General features: G+C 63.3%; 19 protein-coding genes. 10 read left to right on the plus strand and 9 right to left on the minus strand.

Annotated features, from left to right (window positions below; genetic code table 11):
* The first annotated feature begins 44 nt into the window (after window positions 1–44).
* From EB815_RS01585 to EB815_RS01600, 4 genes are all read left to right on the plus strand, one after another.
* Entirely contained in the window at window positions 45–842 is a 798-nt protein-coding gene (locus tag EB815_RS01585; RefSeq protein WP_056569263.1) for a transporter substrate-binding domain-containing protein, read from the plus strand.
* A 205-nt stretch (window positions 843–1,047) separates the two neighbouring features.
* The gene (locus EB815_RS01590; protein ID WP_056569260.1) at window positions 1,048–1,713 is read left to right on the plus strand and encodes an ABC transporter permease; all 666 of its coding nucleotides are present in this window, start codon (window positions 1,048–1,050) and stop codon (window positions 1,711–1,713) included.
* Complete coding sequence (locus tag EB815_RS01595; protein ID WP_056570350.1) at window positions 1,713–2,522, plus strand: ABC transporter permease; 810 nt, start codon at window positions 1,713–1,715, stop codon at window positions 2,520–2,522. The genes EB815_RS01590 and EB815_RS01595 overlap by 1 nt, the downstream gene beginning before the upstream one ends.
* A 147-nt stretch (window positions 2,523–2,669) precedes the next feature.
* Window positions 2,670–3,671 (plus strand): Ldh family oxidoreductase, encoded by a 1,002-nt coding sequence (locus EB815_RS01600; protein ID WP_056570348.1) that lies wholly within the window; start codon window positions 2,670–2,672, stop codon window positions 3,669–3,671.
* A 150-nt stretch (window positions 3,672–3,821) separates the two neighbouring features.
* Here EB815_RS01600 and EB815_RS01605 read toward each other — a convergent pair whose 3' ends face one another.
* Complete coding sequence (locus EB815_RS01605) at window positions 3,822–4,025, minus strand: hypothetical protein (RefSeq protein ID WP_162258908.1); 204 nt, start codon at window positions 4,023–4,025, stop codon at window positions 3,822–3,824.
* Here EB815_RS01605 and EB815_RS01610 point away from each other — a divergent pair.
* Both EB815_RS01610 and EB815_RS01615 read left to right on the plus strand, forming a co-directional pair.
* Window positions 4,012–4,464: a DoxX family protein gene (locus EB815_RS01610; protein ID WP_056569257.1), complete on the plus strand. Its 453-nt coding sequence runs from the start codon at window positions 4,012–4,014 to the stop codon at window positions 4,462–4,464. The genes EB815_RS01605 and EB815_RS01610 overlap by 14 nt on opposite strands.
* Before the next feature lie 110 nt (window positions 4,465–4,574).
* Entirely contained in the window at window positions 4,575–5,552 is a 978-nt protein-coding gene (locus EB815_RS01615; RefSeq protein WP_056570346.1) for a complex I NDUFA9 subunit family protein, read from the plus strand.
* 72 nt (window positions 5,553–5,624) lie between these two features.
* On the opposite strand, the gene EB815_RS01620 is transcribed toward EB815_RS01615, so the two are convergent.
* Window positions 5,625–6,992: a cytochrome P450 gene (locus EB815_RS01620; RefSeq protein WP_056569254.1), complete on the minus strand. Its 1,368-nt coding sequence runs from the start codon at window positions 6,990–6,992 to the stop codon at window positions 5,625–5,627.
* Between the two features lie 199 nt (window positions 6,993–7,191).
* On the opposite strand from EB815_RS01620, the gene EB815_RS01625 reads away from it, so the two are divergent.
* The 4 genes from EB815_RS01625 to EB815_RS01640 all read left to right on the plus strand — a co-directional run bounded on the left by EB815_RS01625 (window position 7,192) and on the right by EB815_RS01640 (window position 14,523).
* The gene (locus EB815_RS01625) at window positions 7,192–7,761 is read left to right on the plus strand and encodes an NADPH-dependent FMN reductase (RefSeq protein ID WP_056569251.1); all 570 of its coding nucleotides are present in this window, start codon (window positions 7,192–7,194) and stop codon (window positions 7,759–7,761) included.
* 87 nt (window positions 7,762–7,848) lie between these two features.
* Window positions 7,849–10,467, plus strand: coding sequence for a caspase family protein (locus EB815_RS01630; protein ID WP_056570345.1), 2,619 nt, complete (start codon window positions 7,849–7,851; stop codon window positions 10,465–10,467).
* Between the two features lie 161 nt (window positions 10,468–10,628).
* Window positions 10,629–13,100 (plus strand): DNA topoisomerase (ATP-hydrolyzing) subunit B, encoded by a 2,472-nt coding sequence (gene gyrB / locus EB815_RS01635; RefSeq protein ID WP_056569248.1) that lies wholly within the window; start codon window positions 10,629–10,631, stop codon window positions 13,098–13,100.
* Window positions 13,101–13,605: 505 nt separating this feature from the next.
* On the plus strand, window positions 13,606–14,523 hold the full coding sequence (locus tag EB815_RS01640) for a hypothetical protein (protein WP_056569244.1): 918 nt from the start codon (window positions 13,606–13,608) through the stop codon (window positions 14,521–14,523).
* 92 nt (window positions 14,524–14,615) lie between these two features.
* Here the strand turns inward: EB815_RS01640 and EB815_RS01645 are convergent, their stop codons facing one another.
* From EB815_RS01645 to EB815_RS01675, 7 genes are all read right to left on the minus strand, one after another.
* Window positions 14,616–16,013 carry an NAD(P)(+) transhydrogenase (Re/Si-specific) subunit beta gene (locus EB815_RS01645; RefSeq protein ID WP_056569240.1) on the minus strand — a complete coding sequence of 466 codons (1,398 nt, stop codon included), beginning with the start codon at window positions 16,011–16,013 and terminating at the stop codon, window positions 14,616–14,618.
* Window position 16,014: 1 nt separating this feature from the next.
* Window positions 16,015–16,440 carry a proton-translocating transhydrogenase family protein gene (locus tag EB815_RS01650; RefSeq protein ID WP_056570342.1) on the minus strand — a complete coding sequence of 142 codons (426 nt, stop codon included), beginning with the start codon at window positions 16,438–16,440 and terminating at the stop codon, window positions 16,015–16,017.
* Window positions 16,440–17,720, minus strand: coding sequence for a Re/Si-specific NAD(P)(+) transhydrogenase subunit alpha (locus tag EB815_RS01655; protein WP_056569237.1), 1,281 nt, complete (start codon window positions 17,718–17,720; stop codon window positions 16,440–16,442). Before EB815_RS01655 ends, EB815_RS01650 begins: the two co-directional genes overlap by 1 nt.
* 87 nt (window positions 17,721–17,807) lie before the next feature.
* Window positions 17,808–18,032, minus strand: a complete 225-nt coding sequence (locus tag EB815_RS01660) for an aa3-type cytochrome c oxidase subunit IV (RefSeq protein ID WP_056569234.1) — start codon at window positions 18,030–18,032, stop codon at window positions 17,808–17,810.
* A gap of 180 nt (window positions 18,033–18,212) precedes the next feature.
* On the minus strand, window positions 18,213–18,362 hold the full coding sequence (locus tag EB815_RS01665) for a DUF3096 domain-containing protein (RefSeq protein ID WP_019862764.1): 150 nt from the start codon (window positions 18,360–18,362) through the stop codon (window positions 18,213–18,215).
* Window positions 18,363–18,524: 162 nt separating this feature from the next.
* Window positions 18,525–19,295 (minus strand): N-acyl amino acid synthase FeeM domain-containing protein, encoded by a 771-nt coding sequence (locus EB815_RS01670; protein ID WP_056569231.1) that lies wholly within the window; start codon window positions 19,293–19,295, stop codon window positions 18,525–18,527.
* Between the two features lie 146 nt (window positions 19,296–19,441).
* Window positions 19,442–21,757: a putative bifunctional diguanylate cyclase/phosphodiesterase gene (locus EB815_RS01675; RefSeq protein ID WP_056569228.1), complete on the minus strand. Its 2,316-nt coding sequence runs from the start codon at window positions 21,755–21,757 to the stop codon at window positions 19,442–19,444.
* Window positions 21,758–21,802: the final 45 nt, after the last annotated feature.

Raw genomic sequence — 21,802 nt, forward strand, 5'->3', positions numbered from 1 at the left:
GACGGAAGAAAACCGGGAACCAACAACAAACTGGGAGTCACGAAATGAAGACTGTTCTGAAGACATTCGCCGCGGCACTGCTGCTCGGCGTCGCCGCCATGGGCGTGGCCAAGGCCGACCCGGTCAAGATCGGCGTCGCCGCCGAGCCCTATCCGCCCTTCACCTCGCCGGATGCTTCGGGCAAATGGGTCGGCTGGGAGATCGACTTCATCGACGCCGTCTGCGCCGAGGAGAAACTCGACTGCGTCATCACGCCGGTTGCCTGGGACGGCATCATTCCGGCGCTGACTACCAAGAAGATCGATCTCATCGTCTCGTCGATGTCGATCACCGACGAACGCAAGAAGACGATCGACTTCTCGGACAAGTATTACAACACGCCGACGGCGATCATCGGACCGAAGGACCAGAAGTTCGGCTCGACGCCGGATGACCTCAAGGGCAAGGTCGTCGGCGTCCAGGTGTCGACCGTGCACGCCGTCTACGCCAAGAAGCACTTCGGCGCGACGGCCTCCGAGATCAAGGAATACCAGACCCAGGACGAAGCCAACCAGGATCTCGCCGCCGGCCGCCTCGATGCGGTGCAGGCAGACTCCATCGCGCTTGGCGAATTCCTCAAGTCCGACCAGGGCAAGGCCTGCTGCGACCTGAAGGGCATGGTGGCCCCGGACGACGAAGTGCTCGGACCCGGCGTCGGCGCCGGCGTGCGCAAGGAAGACACCGCCCTGAAGGAAAAGATCAACGCCGGCATCAAGGCGATCCGAGCCAACGGCAAGTATGACGAAATCTCGAAGAAGTACTTCGATTTCGACATTTACGGCGGCTCGACGCAGTCGAACTGACGCCCCTCGCACGAGCCGGAGGGCATGACGCCAGGGTCATGCTCTCCGGCCGACCCTTCCCACGCATGCTTGCCGTCGGCCACTGACGTCGGCGAATAGCGCCAGCAATCCGGGGGCGAAGCTGATCGACGCGTTTCTTCCGGCCTCGGCGGCCGGTATCATCGAACTCCTCTCGCCCGCGCCAGTCGGCTGGGGCGGGACACTCATGCTCGGGCTGCTGCATTCGATCGAGATCGCCGTCGGCGCCACGATCGTCGGCCTGTTCATCGGAACCTGCGGTGCCTATGGCAAGCTCTATGGCGGGCCTGTCGTGCGCGACCTGCTTGCGGTCTACACCACCGTGGTGCGCGCCGTGCCTGAACTGGTGCTGATCCTGTTGCTCTACTACGCCGGCACCGACCTGATAAACCAGGTGCTCACCGCGATCGGCTACCAGCGTGTCGATATCAACGGACTGGTGGCCGGCATAGCCGTGCTTGGCTTCGTCCAGGGCGCCTACTCGACGGAAGTCATGCGCGGCGCGATTCTCGCCATCCCGCAGGGCCAGATCGAAGCCGCCCGTGCCTACGGCATGTCTCCCGGCCTTCTCCTGCGGCGCATCACGCTGCCGGCAATGCTGCCCTTTGCCATTCCGGGTCTCGCCAATCTGTGGCTGATCGCGACCAAGGACACCGCCCTGCTGGCCGTCGTCGGCTTCTTCGAACTGACGCTTGCGACACGGCAGGCGGCAGGCGTCACAAAGGCCTATCTGATATTCTATCTCGCCGCCGGCGTGCTCTATCTCGCGGTGACGCTGTTTTCCAACCTCCTGCTTGGCCGCGCCGAGAAATGGGCGCGGCGCGGCATGCCTTCGATCAAGGATGCACGCTGATGGTGGGCGAGGCCGCCATCATCAACACCGCGGCGCGCGCCTCGCTATGGCTGCAGCCGCACCGCATCGTCCTCATCCTGATCGCTCTGGGGCTGGTGCTGTCAGCCGCCTTTTTCATGCGCTGGGACTGGCTGCCGCAATATTGGGCACTGGGCCTGATGGGCATCTGGCGCTCCCTGTGGATCCTGGCCGTCACCTGCGTGCTCGGCTTCCTGATCGCCGTGCCGGTCGGGCTGGCGCAGGCCGCCGGTTCAATCTGGGTTGCGGCGCCGGCGAAGGTTTTCTGCACCATCATCCGCGGCACACCGCTGCTCTTGCAACTGTGGCTGCTCTATTACGGGCTGGGCTCGCTGTTCCCGCAATATCCATGGATCCGCGAATCCTGGATGTGGCCCTATCTCAGACAGGCCTGGCCGTATGGCGTGCTGGCGCTGACCCTGTCCTTCGCTGGTTACGAGGGCGAGGTGATGCGCGGTGCCTTTGCCGGCGTGCCCAAGGGACAGCTGGAAGCCGCCCGCGCCTTCGGCATGAGCCGCTGGAAGATCTTCCAGCGCGTCTGGCTGCCGCAGGCCTTCTACCGGGCACTGCCAACGCTGACCGGTGAGACCGTGCTGCAATTGAAGTCGACACCGCTGGTGGCGACTATCAGCGTGATCGATATCTTCGCCGTCTCGTCCAAGGTGCGACAGGATACCTACCTCACCTACGAGCCCTTGCTGCTGCTGGCGTTGATCTATATGGCGATCACCGGCATTCTCGTCCTGGCCTTCAGCCGGATCGAAGCGCGGATACCGGTCAAGGTCGGCTAGAGGCGCACCGATCGCGCACGGCTCGATGGAGACATCCGCCGCTTTTCTTGCAGTTGCGGACGATTTTCAACACAAACGCCGGCCCATCTGCTGCTACGCACGGACCCGACCACCTCAACCAGTTCTCGCGACCCCAGGACGGCTATGATGCAACTCAGTCTCGACCAGGCAAGAGGACTGTGCCGGATGGCGGCACTCGGCGCAGGCGCCAATGAGGAGGCCGCGCAATCGCTCACGGCCTCCATCATCGCAGCCGAGGCGGAAGGGCTTTCGACCGTCGGGCTTTCGCATTTCATCGACTATCTCGAGGCCCTCGAGGCCGGCCGCATCGACGGCAACGCCGATCCGGTGATCACCAGGCCGGCGCTGGCCGTCTATCTCTCCGACGCACGCGGCGGGCTGGCGCATACCGGCTTCGACCGGACGATCGACGATCTCGCCAAGGCGGCAAGGCTGTTCGGCGTTGCCATCTTCTCGCAGAAGAACGCCTACACATGCGGCGCGCTTGGCTATTTCACCGGAAGGCTGGCGGCACAGGGACTGGTATCGTTCGCCGCCACCAACGGTCCGGCCGTGCTTGCCGGCTCGGGCTCGGTCAAGCCGGTCTATTGCACCAACCCGATGTCGTTTGCCGCGCCGGCCGCCGACGGCGCGCCGCTTGTCATCGACCAGTCCTCGAGCGCCACCGCCTTCGTCAACATCCGCAAGGCGGCCGAGGACGGAAAGAAAATTCCCGAAGGCTGGGCGCTGGACGCCAGCGGCAACCCGACCACCGATCCGGCAGCGGCCATGAAAGGCGCCATGCTTGCCTTTGGCGGCCAGCGCGGAGCCAACATCGCGCTGATGGTCGAAGTGCTGGCGGCGGGGATTTCCGGGGCCAACTGGTCGCTCGACGCGCCATGGTTCACCGGTGGGCCGGACAACCCCGGAACCGGCCTGTTCGTGCTGGCCATCGAGCCCAAGCTGCTCGACCCGGATTTCGAGCAGCGCATGAAGGACCAGCTTGACCGCCTGCGCCGCCGCTTTGGCGTGCATGTGCCGGGCCGCGCCCGGGCCGAGGCGGCCGAGAAGGCTCAGGCGCGCGGCATCACCGCGCCCAAGGCTGTGGTGCAGCGTATTTCCGAATTCGCCGAACGCTATTCGGCCTGAAGAAATCGACGATTTTCCGCGCCTTCGTGAACCTTCGCGCGCGTCGCCGCGACCCATGACTGTCCGGGTTGGGGTGCCCGGCCGGTGTCTTCTGTCGGATGCGTCCAGGGCTGGGGCGGGCGTGCTTGCTTCACGCCAGCTGATACCGTCTCAGGTCAGGCCGCCTCGTTGGACCCTGGTTTCGACATGAGCTTCACCCGGAAAACCCCGCTTCGGCGGGGTTTTCTGCTTTTTCATCTCGCGCACATAAACATGATTATGAAAGTTAACTTTTGTTAACTTGACTTGATGGGGACCATCGGGCGTTTGCAAGGTGATCATCACAACAACAGGAGCCACGATGTCCGCAACCACCGACGCTTCCCACGGCAAGCTGATCATTCCGGCGCTTGGCCGCCTGTATTCGTCGCTGCATGATGCCGGCGAAACCCTGCTGCGTACCGTTGCCGGCATCTTTCTCACCATCCACGGTTCGCAGAAGATCACCAATCCGTTCGGCGCCGCCGAGATGGTCGAAGGCCTCGGCTTCTATCCCGGCGCCTTCTGGTCGTTGCTTCTGGCCTGCACCGAATTTTTCGGCGGCATTTTCATCGCCATCGGCTTCTTGACGCGTCCGGCCGCTTTTGCCGGCCTGTTCGTGCTGCTGGTGACCGTCTGGTTCCACTGGGTGACCATGGGCCAGGGTTATTCGGGTGCTGAAAAGTCGCTTTTGTGGGCCGCGATCCTGCTCTTCTTCGCCATTCGCGGCGGCAACCGGCACTCGGTCGACGCCCGTATCGGCAAGGCATTCTAACAAGCTTTCGAGAGCGGTGACGCGACGACGCGTCACCCTTTGCCTTTGGCGCAAAACGGACTATGAAACGGCTTCAGCCAAGCCATCTGGAAAGTGCGCCGGAGCCCGCCATGACCGAAATCCTGCAGACCCCAAAGCTCGTCGTCGTCTTTGGCGGGTCAGGCTTTGTCGGCCGCCACGTGGTGCGCGCGCTGGCCAAGCGCGGCTATCGCATCCGGGTCGCCTGCCGGCGGCCCGACCTTGCCGGCCATTTGCAGCCGCTCGGCAATGTCGGCCAGATCCAGCCGGTGCAGGCCAATTTGCGGGTGCGTTGGTCGGTCGACCGCGCCGTGCAAGGGGCCGACCATGTCGTCAATCTCGTTGCCGTCTTGCATGAGAGCGGCCGGCAGAAGTTCTCCGCCGTGCATGAATTCGGCGCCCGCGCCGTCGCCGAAGCCGCGCGCTCCGTTGGCGCCGGGCTGACGCATGTTTCGGCGCTTGGCGCCGACGCGGACTCCGAATCGGATTACGCGCGCACCAAGGCGCTAGGCGAGAAGGCCGTGCTGGAGACGATCGACGACGCCGTGATCTTCCGGCCGTCGATCAACTTCGGACCCGAGGATAGCTTCTTCAACCGCTTTGCCAACATGGCTCGCTATTCGCCGGTTCTGCCGCTGATCGGCGGCGGCCAGACCAAGTTCCAGCCGGTCTATGTCGGCGACGTCGCCGAAGCGGTGGCACGCTCGGTCGATGGCAAGATCAATCGCGGCCAGATCTATGAGCTTGGCGGCCCCAACGTGCTCACCTTCAAGGAGTGCATGGAAGAGTTGCTCGCGGTGATCGAGCGCAAGCGCCTGCTGGTCCCGGTGCCGTGGTGGGTGGCCAACATCCAGGCCTCGGTCCTCGGCCTGCTGCCCAATCCGCTCTTGACCAGGGACCAGGTGATGCTGTTGCGCGAGCACAACATCGTTTCGGACGCCGCCGCCAAGGCCAACCGGACACTTGCCGGGCTTGGCATCCAGCCGCAGTCGATCGCAACGATCCTGCCGAGCTACCTCTGGCGCTTCCGCGCCGCCGGCCAGTTCCAGCAGCGCAAGCCCGCGGCGTAAGCCCAAGGTGCGTTGAGATTCAGGTCAGGCCGCCACCGTTCGCAGGCGGGCATCACCAGAATATCGGCATGCCTAGCGAGGCGTGACCCGCATCGGCAGCCCGCCTTGCGGCTGGGTCGTCAATTTCTGCACCGGCCAGGGTTTCGTTTCGGCCGTGGTGTCGAAGCGGAAGCGCGACAAAAGGATGGCGAGCGCGATGATCGCCTCCTGCATGGCGAAACTGGCGCCGATGCAGACGCGCGGACCTGCTCCGAACGGCAGGTACTGGAAACGGTCGATCTTTTCACGGTTCCCCGGGTGGAAACGCTCGGGCAGGAAGGCATCTGGCCGGTCCCACAGCTTCCGATGACGATGGACGACCCACGGCATCACCAGCACGGCCGCGTGCTTGGGGATATAGAGATCCTTCCACATCTCAGGCACGATCGGCTCGCGGTTGATCGATGGCGCCGGCGGATAGAGCCGGAGCGCCTCGTCGAAGGCGGCGCGGGTCAACGGCATGGCGTCGAGCCACTTCGTCGGATCGGGTTCGCGCGCCAGCACCTGGTCGATTTCCTGCTCGACCCGATTGCGCTCCCATGGCGATTCGGCGAGGCAATAAAGCGTCCAGCCAAGCGCCCGCGCCGTCGTCTCATGGCCGGCGCCGATGAAGGTGATGATGTTGTCCTCGACTTCCGGGCGCGTCAGCCCCTCCGGGCCTTCGGCCTTGAGCAGCAGCGTCAGGAAATCCTGTGGTACGGCATCGGGATCACGCCTGAATCTCTCTTCGCGCATCTTGACGGTATCGGTCACGATCTTGCGGAAATAGGCCATGGTCTTGCGGCCGCGGATGCGGGTGAGCCGCGGCAGCCAATCGGGCGCCCGCAACAGGTCGAGCGGATCGACACGGCCCATGGTTTCGAACAAACGGTCGATCTCGTTGGCGAAACTGCCCGGCTCGCCGGCGATCTCGCCGGAGAACAGGGTCTCGGCCAGGATGTCATAGGTGAGCAGCGTCATGTCATGGGCGATGTCGGATGTGCCGCCCTGCTCGTAGCGGGTGACAAACTCGAGCGTGCGTTTCAGCATCGGCTGGGCAAAGCCGAAGATGTGGCGCGGCGTGAAAACCGGTGCCATCGCCTTGCGCGACCGCTTCCAGACCTCGCCCTCGGCGGTCAGCAGGCCATCGCGCAGGATCGGGCGCAGGATCTTCTGGCGCACCGTCGCCATCTTGTAGTTCTTGGCATTGTCGACCAGAACATGGCGGATGAGACTAGGATCGTTGGCGATGACCAGCGGTCCGCCCGCGCCCTTGGCCGAAATCCAGGGTTCGTTGTAGGTCGGCTCGCCCCAGAGTTCGAGCGGATTGCGGTAGACGATGCGGATCATCTCCAGCGTCGAAGGCGGCGATGTACGCGGCTTCGGGGCGGGAGGAACAAAGGGGGCGGGCTGAGTGTCCATGAAGTGCTCCGCTGATGCTTGAATGTAGTGGCTGGCACCCCGGACGTCCATGTGACCGAACGGCAGGCAATGCGCGGCACGAAGCAGACAGTCTGTTCATCCGATCGTGACCGCTCCGCCTGGCGTTCAAACCTTGTCCGACAGGACGCTCTGCCGTAGTGACAGTCACCAAGAGATACCGCCGACAAAGGAGCCTGTCTTGAAGCACCAGTTGAACATCATCATCGGCAGCACGCGGCCAGGCCGCGCCGGTCCTGTTTTTGCGGAATGGCTTGAGACGTTCGCGCGCGAGCACGGGAAATTCGAGCCAGTGCTGGCCGACATCGCCGCGTTCCACCTGCCGGTGCTCGACGAGCCGCATCATCCGAGGCTGGGCAACTATCAGAACGACCACACCAAGGCGTGGTCGAAGGCGATCGACGCCGCCGACGCCTTTGTCTTCGTGGCGCCCGAGTACAATTATTTCGCGGCGCCCGCGATCATCAACGCGATCGACTACCTCGCGCGCGAATGGAAGTACAAGCCCGCCGCCATTTTCAGCTATGGCGGCGTCTCCGGCGGCCTGCGCGCGGCGCAGGCGCTGAAGCCTCTGTTGGCCGCCGTGGGGATCATGCCGATCCCCGAGGGCGTCGCGCTGCCGATGTACCAGAAGCTGCTTGACGAGAACGGTGCCTTCAGCGCCAGCGACCAGGTGGCGGGTGGCGCCAGGACCATGCTGGACGAGCTGTTGCGCTGGAGCGAGGCGTTGAAACCGATGCGCGCCGGCTGAAAGAGCAGGTTTGGCCGAGTGCCTCGCTTGCTCGCGCCATAAAGAGGTGGAATGGTCGGCAAGGGACTGAGCCGGGGGCGGTTCGACTTGCGTTTGCTGTTTGCCTTGCTGCTGATGCTCGCGACCATCGTCACCGCGGCGGCGGAACGGCGCGTGGCGCTGGTCATCGCCGAGGATGACTACCGGCTGGTCCGGCCGCTTGCCAATCCCCTGCATGATGGCGAGGCCATGCAAGCGGTGCTGAAGAAACTCGGCTTCGAGGTCGTGCTCGAAACCAATCGCGACCTCAGGCGCATGCGGCGCGCCCTCGACGATTTCCGCGAGGATGCCAAGGGCGCCGATGTGGCCTTGGTCTATTTCTCCGGCCATGGTGTCGAAATCTCCGGCGACAACCGGCTGCTGCCGGTCGATGCCGACTCCTCCTCGCTCGATCAACTGGACAAGACCAGCCTGCCGCTGGAAGAGGTGCGCGACGCCGTCGCCGCCACCGCGAAGGTCGGGCTGATCGTGCTCGACGCCTGCCGCAGCGATCCGTTCTCGGGGAGCAGTGGCAACGGTCGCGGCGCGACCTCGCTGGCGAAGGAAGTCGTCAACAAGGTCAAGCCAGGCCTCGGCCGCGTCGGGCGAGCGGAAAACATCCTGTTCGCCTTTTCGGCCGCACCCGGCGAGGCGGCCGCCGACGGCACCGGGCAAAACTCACCCTTCACGACGGCGCTGACCAAATATCTCGGCACGGACGGGCTCGAGATCCGCTCGGTGCTGACCTTGGTGCAGCAGGAGGTCTATGACCTCACACGCGGCAAACAGCTGCCCTATGTCGAAAGCGGCCTGCCGAAGCTGTTCTTTGCCGCTGAGGCCAAGGAACAACTGCCGGAGCGCGAACGCCTGCTGCTGGCCATGGCCGATGTGACTCCGCAAATGCGCGGCGAGGTCGAGCAGATCGCCAACGACGCCGACATGCCGCTGGCGCCGCTCTATGGCGCGCTGATCAGCGCCGACGCCAGCCATCTCTCCGCCGGCAGCCTGAACGCCCGGCTACGCGAGGCTGCCGACGCCTTCGTCAAGGTGCGCAGCGAAATGAAGGCGCTCGCCTCCGACGATCCGCAGGTGGCGGAGTTGCGCAAGCAGGCCGAGGAACAGCTTTCGCTCGGCGCCTTCGATGGCGCCCGCGCCCTTCTCGCCAAGGCAGCCGACATAGACAATGTTTCGCGCCAGGCGCTGAAGGTCAATTTCGTCAGCCGCACCCTGTCCGAGGCCGCGACGCTTTATCTGTCCGGCGGTGCGGCGCGCGCCGACTTCGACTACGCCACCGCCATCAAGGACTATGAAACGGTGCTCTCGCTCTATGGCGAGGCTGGGCAGTCCTCATTGGCGCTGGAGGATGCCGACCGTCAGATCCGCACCCTGGACGAACTCGGCAAGCTCTACACCCTCGTCGGCAACACCGACGCCGCGGGCCGCGCCTTTTCGGCGCTGGTATCCAATCTCGAATTGCGCTCCGCCCGGGAAACCGATCCGAGCGTCAAGCGCGACTTTGCCGTCAGCCATATCAAGCTCGGCAATATCAGGATGGCGCAAGGCGACCTGCCGGCCGCGCTGGAGAATTACCGGACCGCCAGATCCATGCTCATGGATTTGACCGCGGCCGAGCCCGGCCGCCTGCCATGGTTCGGCGATTTCGCCATGGCCGACGACAAGATCGGCAACGTGCTGGTGACGCAAGGCGATCTGGCGGGCGCCTCGCAGGTCTATCAGGAAAGCCTGTCGATCAAGAAACAGCTCGCCGCCAACGAACCCGAACGCGCCGAACTGCAACGCGACCTCACCATTACCTATGACGAGATCGGCAATCTGGCGCACAGCGCCGGCCAGTTCGACAATGCCGAGGCGGCCTATGAGGAGAGCCTGAAGATCCGGCTGGCGCTGGCAGGGAAGAAGCCGCAGGATGCCGAGCGCCAGCGCGACGTCTCCGTCAGCCATGAGACGATCGGCGATCTCAAGCGCGAACGCGGCGATGCCGCCGGTGCGCTCGCGGCCTACCAGGCGAGCCACGTCATCGTCGACCAACTGGTTGGCCGCGATCCCGACAACAGCGAGCTGAAACGCGACCTGTCGGTCGGCAACGCCAAGATCGGCAATGCGCTGAGCGACCAGGAGAAGTGGCCGGACGCACTCGCCGCCTATCAAGAAGCGCTCCGAATATCCCGCGTGCTGGCAGGGAGCGATCCGAACAACACCGACTGGCAGCGCGACCTTTCGGTATCCATTGAAAAGGTCGCGGGGGTTCTCGCCATTCAGGGCGATCAGAACGGGGCGCTGAAAGCCTATATGGACAGTTTCGCCATCGCCGACAGGCTGGCGAAGCTCGATCCCGGCAATGCCGACTGGCAACGCGACCTGTCGATCACGCTGTCCGAGATCGGCATGCTCAAGGTCAAGCAGCGCGACGTCAAAGGTGCACGGCAGGCCTTTCAGGACAGCCTCGCCATCCGCCAGCAGCTTGCCCGGTCCGACCCTGACAACGCGACATGGCAGCGCGACCTGGTGGTCGCCATGGTCGGCTACGCCCAGGTCGCCAGGAACCCCAAGGTGGTCCTCTCCCAGGCGCTCGACATGACGCTGGAACTCGAGCGGACCGGGCGGCTGGCCCCGCGATACAAGTTCATGATCAAGTTTCTCAGGGAGCGCGTGGCCAAGGCGAAATAGCGCCCGTCGGGAGCCAGCCCTGGACAGCCGGCTCATCCCCGGGGAAATGCCCGCAAACCTTGGAAAAACCGCCTTTAGCGCCTATATCTAGTGCATATCAGACGCGCGATTCGGGGCCGATTTTTCGCGCTGTACAAGCGGCATCTAGACAATAGGTTTTCATGAGCGACCAGACCGAGAACACCAACGGCGCCGAGGCCGAATACGGCGCCGATTCCATCAAGGTTTTGAAGGGGTTGGATGCTGTCCGCAAACGCCCTGGCATGTATATCGGCGATACCGACGACGGTTCCGGCCTGCATCACATGGTCTACGAGGTGGTCGACAACGCCATCGACGAGGCGCTGGCAGGCCACGCCGACCTCGTCACCGTGACGCTCAACCCCGATGGTTCGGTGACGGTAATCGACAATGGCCGCGGCATTCCGACCGATATTCACACCGGCGAAGGCATTTCGGCCGCCGAAGTGATCATGACGCAGCTGCATGCCGGCGGCAAGTTCGACCAGAACTCCTACAAGGTGTCGGGCGGCCTGCATGGCGTCGGCGTCTCGGTGGTCAACGCCCTTTCGGCATGGCTGAAGCTCAAGATCCGCCGCAACGGCCAGATTTATGAAATGAGCTTCACGCACGGCAATGCCGATGCGCCGCTGAAGGCGACGGGCAGCTACGAGCAGGACAAGCAGCCAGGCACCTATGAGGGCCGCAGCGGCAGCTCGATCACCTTCTTTCCGTCGGCCGAGACCTTCACCATGGTCGAGTTCGACTTCGGCACGCTGGAGCACCGGCTGCGCGAACTCGCCTTCCTCAATTCCGGCGTGCGCATCGTTCTGACCGATGCCCGTCACGCCGACATCGTGCGGCATGAACTGCACTATGATGGAGGCCTCGAAGAGTTCGTCAAATATCTCGACCGGGTCAAGAAACCGCTGATCGAGAAGCCGATCGCCATCAAGGCCGAGCGCGACGGCATCACCGTCGAAGTGGCAATGTGGTGGAACGACAGCTACCACGAGAACGTGCTGGCCTTCACCAACAACATACCGCAACGCGATGGCGGTACCCATCTGGCCGGCTTCCGCGGCGCGCTGACGCGCCAGATCACCGGCTATGGCGAATCCTCGGGTCAGACCAAGAAGGAAAAGGTCTCGCTGATCGGCGACGATTGCCGCGAGGGCCTGACGGCGGTGCTGTCGGTCAAGGTTCCTGACCCGAAATTCTCCTCGCAGACCAAGGACAAGCTGGTCTCATCGGAAGTGCGGCCGGTGGTAGAGGGGCTGGTCAACGAGGCGCTCGGCACCTGGTTGGAAGAGCATCCGACCGAAGGCAAGGTCGTCATCGAGAAGGTGATCCAGGCCGCGGCGGCGCGCGAAGCCGCGCGCAAGGCGCGCGACATAACCCGCAAGACCTCGCTCGGCGTCACTTCGCTGCCGGGCAAGCTGGCCGACTGCCAGGAGCGCGACCCGGCAAAATCGGAAATCTTCATCGTCGAGGGTGACTCGGCCGGTGGCTCGGCCAAGGGCGGCCGCTCTCGCCAGAACCAGGCCATCCTGCCGCTGCGCGGCAAGATCCTCAATGTCGAGCGCGCCCGCTTCGACCGCATGCTCTCGTCCGACATGATCGGCACGCTGATCACCGCGCTCGGCACGTCTATCGGCAAGGACGAGTTCAACGCCGACAAGCTGCGCTATCACAAGATCATCCTGATGACCGACGCCGACGTCGACGGCGCCCATATCAGAACGTTGCTTCTCACCTTCTTTTTCCGGCAGATGCCGGAGTTGATCGAGCGCGGCCATCTCTATATAGCCCAGCCGCCGCTCTACAAGGTGACGCGCGGCAAGAGTTCGCAATACATCAAGAATGAGAGCGCCTTCGAGGAATTCCTGATCGATTCAGGGCTGGAGGAAGCCTCGCTCACGCTGGGCTCGGGTGAAGTGCGGACCGGACAGGACCTGCACAGTGCCGTTGACGATGCGCTGGCTGTCCGCCAGCTGATCAACGGCCTGCACACGCGCTACAACCGCAATGTCGTCGAGCAGGCGGCGATCGCTGGCGGTCTCAACCCCGAGGTCTTCGGCGATCTCGGCCGCGCCAATGCCATGGCGGAGCGGATCGCACAACGCCTCGACATCATCGCCGAGGACACCGAGCGCGGCTGGACCGGCCGCATGTCGACCTCGAACGACGGCAGCGGCGGCTATGTCTTCGAGCGCACCGTGCGCAGCGTCAAGGAATACGCCCATCTCGACATGGGGCTGATCAATTCGGCCGATGCCCGCCAGCTCGACCGCTACGCGCAGCGCCTCAGCGAAGTCTACGGGACGCCGCCGGTGTTGCGGCGCAAGGATGTGGCCGAAACCGTTTCGGGGCCGCTGGCACTGCTCAACGCCGTCTTTGCGACCGGCCGCAAGGGCCTGACCATGCAGCGCTACAAGGGTCTCGGCGAGATGAATGCCGAGCAGCTCTGGGAGACAACGCTCGACCCGAATGTGCGTTCGCTGCTCCAGGTCAAGGTCAACGATGCGACCGATGCCGACAGCCTGTTCTCGCGGCTGATGGGCGACGAGGTCGAGCCACGGCGCGAATTCATCCAGGACAATGCGCTGTCGGTGGCCAATCTGGATATTTGATGCATGTTGCCCAAAACCGCACGGCGGTTTTGGCGGAACGAGATGCACAAGAACTTAAAGCCGCGTCGCCTGAATCCGCTTCAGTGCGACGCGCTTCGAGACTGTAGCGATGCGCTGAAGAAGCTTGCCAGGGCGGCGTTCAGGCGCGCTCCCCTGCCAGTCCTTCCAGCATGGAATCGATCCAGCCGGCTTAGCTAGGCTGGCCGGCACCATTGGCAGGCAGGGACGAAGCCCCGGATTCCGCCTGTCTGGACCTATGGGCCAAATCCCAACACCATGATCGCTTGAGCTATTTGTGCGAAGCGGCGCTCCGAATTGTTCCATCGCCGGCAACCAAATCATTTTATAGCCCGCCGGAACGGAAGTCCTCTCGGGACATTGTGACAACATCGATCACAATTTCTCACAGGAGGCCTTCATGGGACGTGGCATTTTGCTCTGGTTGCTCGGCATTCCGATTCCGATCATCATCCTCATCATGCTGTTCGTACGGTAGGGGGCATTGATGCAGCCCACCGTATCGGCCATCGACCTATCCGCGTCAGAAGAATCCTCCGCTACAGCCGTCAGCTGGGGACCGATCATTGCCGGCGCCTTCGCGGCCTCGACATTAACCTTCGTCCTGATGCTGCTCGGCTCGGGTCTGGGCCTCAGCATGGTTTCGCCATGGTCAGGCTCGGGTGCGTCGGCTACCACCTTCGCGGTATCGACGGCGATCTGGCTGATCGTCGTGCAGTGGCTCTCCTCCGGCGTCGGTGGCTATCTTGCCGGACGCCTGCGCACCAAATGGGTCGGGATCCATACCGACGAGGTCTATTTCCGTGACACCGCTCACGGCTTCCTCGCCTGGGCATTGGCCACCTTGCTTGTGGTTGGCGTGCTGGGCTCGGCGCTCTCCGCTGCACTTGGTTCCGGCGTGCAGGCGGTTTCCACAGTGGCGTCGGGCGCTGCCATGGGTGCCTCGGCTGGCGCCTCCGCCAATGCCGGCGGCGCGTCGGCCAACAATGCGACTTCCTATCTGGTGGATTCGCTCTTCCGTCCGGCCGATCCGGCCAAGCTCGCAGGAACCAATCCGGACAGCGACGCCGCCGCGGTCGGGCAGGCCTCGCGCATCCTGGTCGCCAGCGCCGCGGCGGGCGAGATTTCGGCCGACGACAAGACCTATCTGTCGCAACTGGTTGCCGCCCGCACCGGTCTTTCGGAGGCCGACGCCAAGGCGCGTGTCGATGCAATGGTCGCCAAGGTGGAAGACGCCAAGGTGAAGGCCAAGCAAGCCGCCGACACCGCCCGGAAGGCCAGCGCGACCTTTGCCTTGCTCGGCGCCTTGTCGCTTGCCATCGGCGCCTTCATCGCCAGCGCCGCCGCGGCCCTCGGCGGCAGGCAGCGCGACGAAGAGGAAGCAGTGTTCCTGACCAGCCGCTGAACCCAGGCACGCTCCCGAAAATGAAAGAGCCCGGTTTCGCTGAAGCCGGGCTCTTTGCTATTCTGATAGCGGCGTTTGTGCGATCGGCCGGATCAGTGATCCATGGCCTTGACGATCTCTTCCGTCATCTTCTTGGCGTCGCCGAGCAGCATCATGGTGCCGTCCTTGTAGAACAGCGTGTTGTCGATGCCGGCATAGCCGGAGCCGAGCGAGCGCTTGACGAACAGGCAGGTGCGCGCCTTGTCGACGTCGAGGATCGGCATGCCGTAGATCGGCGAGGACTTGTCGTCGCGCGCGGACGGGTTAGTGACGTCGTTGGCGCCGATGACATAGGCGACGTCGGCCTGCGCGAACTCGGAGTTGATGTCCTCCAGTTCGAAGACCTCGTCGTAAGGCACATTGGCTTCGGCCAAGAGCACGTTCATGTGACCAGGCATGCGGCCGGCAACGGGGTGGATGGCGTATTTGACGTCGACGCCATTGGCCTTGAGCTTGTCGGCCATTTCGCGCAGCGCGTGCTGGGCCTGGGCGACCGCCATGCCGTAGCCCGGCACGATGATGACCTTCTGCGCGTTCATCATCAGATAGGCGGCGTCATCGGCCGAGCCCTGCTTGACCGTGCGCTCGATGCCGTCATCAGCCGCTGCGGCCGTCTCGCCGCCGAAGCCGCCGAGGATGACCGAGATGAAGCTTCGGTTCATGCCCTTGCACATGATGTAGGACAGGATGGCGCCCGACGAGCCGACCAGCGCGCCGGTGATGATCAGCGCCAGATTGCCTAGCGTGAAGCCGAGTGCCGCGGCGGCCCAGCCCGAATAGGAATTCAGCATCGAGACGACGACCGGCATGTCGGCGCCGCCGATCGGGATGATCAAGAGGATGCCGAGCACCAGCGAGGCGGCGACGATCAGCCAGAAGACCAGTTTCGATTCGGTCGTGACCAGCAGCACGATCAGCACGACCAGCGCGATGCCGAGGGCGGCGTTGATGAAATGGCGGCCGCCGATCATGATCGGCTTGCCCGACATGCGGCCATCGAGCTTCAAAAAGGCGATGACCGAGCCGGTGAAGGTGATGGCACCGATGGCGACGCCAAGGCTCATTTCGACCAGGGCCTGGGCATGGATGTCGCCCGCCGTGCCGATGCCGAAGCTTTCCGGCGCATAGATGGCCGCGGCCGCCACCATGACGGCGGCAAGGCCGACCAGCGAGTGGAAGGCCGCAACCAGCTGCGGCATCGAGGTCATGGCGATGCGGCGCGCGGTGACGGCGCCGACACCACCGCCAATGGCGAGGCCGAGCACGATCAGGCCGAAGCGGCCGGCCGACGGGGTTGCCAGCGCCAATGTGGTGGCGATGGCGATGCCCATGCCGATCATGCCGTAGAGATTGCCCTGGCGGCTGGTGGTCGGATGCGACAGGCCGCGCAGCGCCAGGATGAACAGGATGCCGGAGACCAGATAGAGGAAGGAAGCGAGATTGACGGTCACGTCACTTTTCCTTCTTCTTGTACATGGCCAGCATGCGCTGGGTGACGAGGAAGCCGCCGAAGATGTTGACCGAAACCAGCATCAGGGCGACGAAGCCGAAACCGGCGGCAACGCCGGAGGCAGCAATGCCGACAGCCAGCAGCGCGCCGACGACGATGACCGACGAGATGGCGTTGGTGACGGCCATCAGCGGCGTGTGCAAAGCGGGGGTGACCGACCAGACCACGTAGTAGCCGACGAAGATCGCCAGCACGAAGATGGCGAAACGGAAGACGAAGGGATCGATGGCGCCGCCGGAAAGTGCGTGCGCGGCATCACCCGCCGCTTCGGCACCGCCCGGCGCATTTGCCAGGTTCTGCACCGCCAGCCGGACGGCGGCACTTGCCTGATCGAGCTGGTCGAGGGCTTTCTGCAGGGTCTGATCCATCACGCGGTCCCTTTCGACTTGGGCGAGGACGACTTGGATGCGGCGGTTTTCCTGGGCGCGGCCTTTTTCGGCGCGGCAGGCGTGGAAGCATCGGCGACCATGGTCGTGGCCGGGATCGCGGCCGGCTCGACACGAGGCTGCTGGTCGGCCTTGGCGAAAGCGGGATGAACAACCTTGCCGCCGTCGGTCAGCATCGTTGCCTTGACCAGGTCGTCGTCTCGGTTGATGGCAAGTGTCTTCGTGTTCTTGTCGACCAGCGTCTCGAGGAAAGCGAACAGGTTCTTGGCATAGAGCAGCGAGGCGGATGCGGCGACGCGGCCCGGCACATTGAGGTGGCCGACGATCTTCACATTGTTGGCCGTGGTGACGACCTTGCCCGGCTCGGAACCTTCGACATTGCCGCCGCGCTCGACGGCGAGATCGACGAGCACCGAGCCCGGCTTCATCGAGGCGACCATGGCGGCCGAGACCAGCTTCGGCGCCGGACGGCCGGGGATCAGCGCCGTGGTGATGACGATGTCCTGCTTGGCGATGTGCTCTGATGTGAGCGCCGCCTGCTTGGCCTGGTATTCCTTCGACATTTCCTTGGCGTAGCCGCCCGCGGTTTCCGCGGCCTTGAACTCGTCATCCTCGACGGCCAGGAATTTCGCGCCGAGCGAAGCGACCTGTTCCTTGGCGGCGGGGCGCACGTCGGTGGCGGTGACGACCGCGCCGAGGCGGCGCGCCGTGGCGATCGCCTGCAGGCCGGCGACGCCGACACCCATGATGAACACCTTGGCCGCCGGCACGGTGCCTGCCGCCGTCATCATCATCGGCAATGCGCGATCATATTCCGAAGCGCCGTCGATCACCGCCTGGTAGCCGGCAAGGTTGGCCTGCGAGGACAAAACATCCATCGATTGCGCGCGGGTGATACGCGGCATGAATTCCATCGAGAAGGCGGTGACACCGGCCTTGGCCAGGGCCGCTACGGCGGCGTCATTGCCGTAAGGATCCATGATGGCGATCACGGCGGCGCCGGATTTGTAGCTCTTCAGTTCGGCTTCCGTCGGCCGGCGCACCTTCAGCACGACATCGGCCTTGGCGACATCGGAGGCCTTGCCGATGGCGGCACCTGCCTTGGCAAACTCCTCGTCGGGGATGCGCGACCTTGTGCCGGCACCGGTTTCGACAACCACATCGAAGCCAAGCCCCGCAAGCCGCTTGACCGTATCGGGCGAGGCCGCGACACGCGGCTCGTTCGCGTCAAGCTCACGAGGGATGAAAACCGTCTGTCCCACCGCATGATCCTTTCGGCTGGAACCTGTTTGCGCAAAGTGTCGGCCGGAACATCCGGCGACGTCAATGGCAACGGGGTTTTGGAAGGTCTATCGCAGAATGAAGGCGCCGGCGGCCATAATCAGGAAGAACAGGATAAGCGCCGAGAAGAAGCCGCCAGCGAAGAAGCCGAAAGCCATCGCCAGAAGAAGCGCGCCGCAGAAAAGCGACCCGTATTTGGCCAGCGCGAGAAAGCCCGCATAGGTGCGGTCATGTTCGGCATAGTCCATCTTCGCGCCCAGTTCGACAGGACCGGTCGGCGAGTGATCAGCCATAGGAATACCCCTTCGAAGACATCTTTCAGGCACATAGCGAAAAGCCGGGCCGAGGGCAATGGCGCTATTGCCGCATCGCTGCCGACAACTGCCTCAAGGGAACATTGAAACTGCGGAAAATTGAACCTGCAGGCATATTCCGGCCAGGGACAGCCTTCGCGCCAGGCTTGATCGTCAGCCTCAGCCGGCGAGGTGCGGGAAAAGACCGAGCAATCCAACGACGATCAGATAGAGCGCGACGATGTAGTTCAGCAGCCGTGGCATGATGAGGATCAGCACGCCGGCGATCAGCGAGATAAGCGGCGTGAGCGCGAGCTGGGAAATATGCATGTCGGGATCCTTTCCAGAAGCGATGCCACCAACTTGCGGCTATGTCGCCCTATACAACGCCGTCACGCCAGGAAGGCTCCATCGTGATGCACGTTGCCCAAAAGCCGAGGCCGGTTCAGAGCGGAGGACATGCCCGAGGAGGCGACCAAGGACCGCTTTGGCTCAGGCTGCTTCGAAATACTTGGCGGTGGGCAAGATGGTCAGCGGTGCCAGCTCGCCCCTGTTGGGACGTTGGAAGAGCATGCGTTGCTCGAATGCCGTCGAGTTGAAGAACGGAAAGCGATCCAGCGTCGCCTGCATGTTCTCGGAGCACTTCGACTGGAAGAGATGCACGGGGACGGTGAGGCCGGGATAATTTCGCGGAGGCACCGCCTGCTCCGATCGGAAGATGCGATGATAGAAGGCGGAGTGTTCTTCCTTGATCGCCGTCAGGCAATAGGTCGGCTTGAAATGGCTGCAAGCAACCACCGCCAGCCTGAGAGTGACATACGGCAGCACGCGCAAGCTGCTCGACCACTCGAGATCGGCCGCGAACCGGCTCGGATCGACGAAAGTCTCGCCAGTCGCCAGTCGCCGCGCCAGCACGTCGCCGAAAACATCGGTGCTGGGCGACACAGGATATCTTGCGCTGGCGTAGTGGATTCTGATGGTGCTGACGAGCGCGCCGTCGAAGAAGACGCCGAAGCGGTATGAATTGGGCAGGTCGTCGAAGTCGTCCTTCACCATGCGGGAGGCATCTGGCTTGACCATGCCGGCGTGAAGATAGGAATTGTAGCGAAGCCTATAGATCGCCTCTAGATCCTCGGCGCCATCGCAAAGGCGATACTCCACATGCTCCAGAACATCCATGACGTGATCTGAAAACACTGAGGGGCTGTTCTTGCCCTTGCCCGCAGCCGCCGCAACGGGCGTACCCAACAACTTGTTTTCCATTCTGTCCTCGCACCGCCGCATAACGACAATAGCGAAGCACAGGAGGAACCAGAAGCAAAATTCCGAGCTTTTGCGTTTACTCTAAATTAACGTTAACAAATGGTAAATTGCGGGCACAGGAAGATCCGGGTCTTGATGACTGGATTTCAGGGGGCGGCGCGCTTGGCGATCGGCTGCAATTCGGCGGCGAAGGGCCAGGTTACATTGGACATGGTTTCGATGCCCGACGCGCTGAGTGCGGCACCGAACAGGAAGCCCTGGACAAGATCCGGTTTCACCGAATGCAGCAGTATCTTGAGCTGCTCGAATGTCTCGACGCCTTCGATGGTGACGGTGAGACCCAGGATACGGGTCAGGTCGACGACGCCCTTCAACAATTCCAGCGAGCGCGGATTCTGGGTAACATCCATCACGAATGAGCGGTCGATCTTGATCTTGTCGAGAGGCAGCTTGTGGAGATAGCTCAGGCTGGAATAGCCGGTGCCGAAATCGTCGAGGGCGATGCGCACGCCAAGCCGCTTCAGTTCCTCGATATATTGACGCGTCTGCGACTTGTCGTCGAGCAGCGCGGTTTCGGTGACTTCGATCTCCAGCCGGCCGGCGGCGAGGCCTGAACTGGCCAACGCATCGCGGACCTTCTGGATGACATCGCCATTGCGGAAATCCCTGGCGGAAAGGTTGACCGAGACGCTGGTCTGGTCAGGCCATTTGGCGCATTCGGCGCAGGCCGCCTGGAGCACGAAAGTGCTGATCTCGGAAATGATTCCCATCTCCTCGGCCAGCGGGATGAAGATGCCGGGGGAAATCGGCCCGAGATCGGGATGGTCCCAACGGCAGAGTGCCTCGCAGCTGGCGATGCGCATGGTCTTCATCGCCACGATCGGCTGATAGACAACCCGCAGGTTCTTGCTTTCCACGGCGGTGCGCAGATCCGCCTTCATCAGCTGACGGTTGCGGAACGCGGCGTCCATCGCCGCCTCGAACAGCCGCCAGCCGTTCTTGCCGAGTTCCTTGGCCTTGTAGAGCGCCAGGTCGGCCTTGACGATCATGGCGTCGACGTCGGTTCCCTCGACCTTCGACAGCACCGCGCCGGCGCTGGCCTGGATCCGCAAGCCGTGGCCGGCGACGTCGACCTCACCCTGCAGGTCGGCGAAAATCTGGTCGAGCAGGCTGGCGAGATGGCTTTCGTCCTCGATGCGATCGAAGAACATCATGAATTCGTCGCCGCCGAAACGGCTGACGGCAATGCCTTGCCCAGCGATCGCCGAGAGCCGTTCCGCGACGGCATAGATCAGGCCATCGCCGACAGGATGGCCGAGCGTGTCGTTGACGCTCTTGAAATCGTCGAGGTCGATCACCGCCAGGCCGCACAGGCGGTCACGCTCGCCGGAGGCCATCAATTCGCCGACCAGTTCGTGGAAATAGGCGCGGTTCGGCAGGCCGGTGAGGTTGTCGTAGCGCGCCATGAAACGGATTTTTTCCTCCGTCTCGACACGCGCCGTCACGTCTTCAAAGGTGATGACGCCCAATTCCTGGTTGCCCTCGCGGGCGGAGAATTCAAAGTGCTGGCCATTGGAAAAGGAAACCAGCACCTTGCGGTCGCGGCCTTCGCGCAAGGCGCGCGTCAGCTGCGCCTCGATATAGCGGCAGTCCTTCGGTGCCAGCATGCCGCCGGCAACGCCACGCAACAACAGTGAATGGATCGACCGCCCGAGCAACTGGTCGGGCGATTTCAGCGACATCAGACGGGCGGCCTCGGCGTTGCCGACGACCACCTTGCCGTCCGGACCGAGCATGACCAGGCCATGCGACATGGTGTTGAGGGCGCGGTTGAAGCGCTGCGCGATCTGTCTCGCCTGCTTGTGTCCAACAACGGCCGAAAACAGCACATTGCGGACGTGGTCGGCGCTGCCCTTGATGATGAACATGAAGGGGATGATCAGCAGGCCCAGCACGACATAGGGTAAGTCGAACCTGAGGATGAGCGCCGCGGCGATCGGCCCGACGAAGGTGACCGCAAAGATCATGACCATGCGCGGCGAGCCGTAATTTCGGCCGACGACGGTCACCAGGGAGGCCATCGTCACCGACAGCGCCCCGATCTCGGCATAGGAGTCCGAATAGACATAGATGGAAATGAAGCAAAAGAACCCGAGCAACAACCCCTGAAGGCTACCCTTCAGGATGTATTCGCGCTCCCACTTCGTTGCATCGGCGGCGTCGCGAATCTCGCCGCCCGAGCGGTGGAATCGCCGCAGGCTGAAGTAACGCCAGACGCCGATGCCGAGCAGAGCGCCGGCGAGAACCAGGAAAATAGGCTGGCCGTGGCGCCAGTAGACCATGAGGCTGATCGTGGCGTGGCAAAGCGCGCCGATAACCAGCATATGCGCGTTGTCGAACAACGAGCGCACAAACTGGATATAAACATCCACTGGGATGTTATCGGTCTTTGTTTTGCCCATTACTGGCGCCCAATGAGCCCCAGCCTTGGCATAGTCCCATTAAAA

It is taken from the genome of Mesorhizobium loti, from assembly GCF_013170705.1.
GTDB lineage: Bacteria > Pseudomonadota > Alphaproteobacteria > Rhizobiales > Rhizobiaceae > Mesorhizobium > Mesorhizobium loti_D.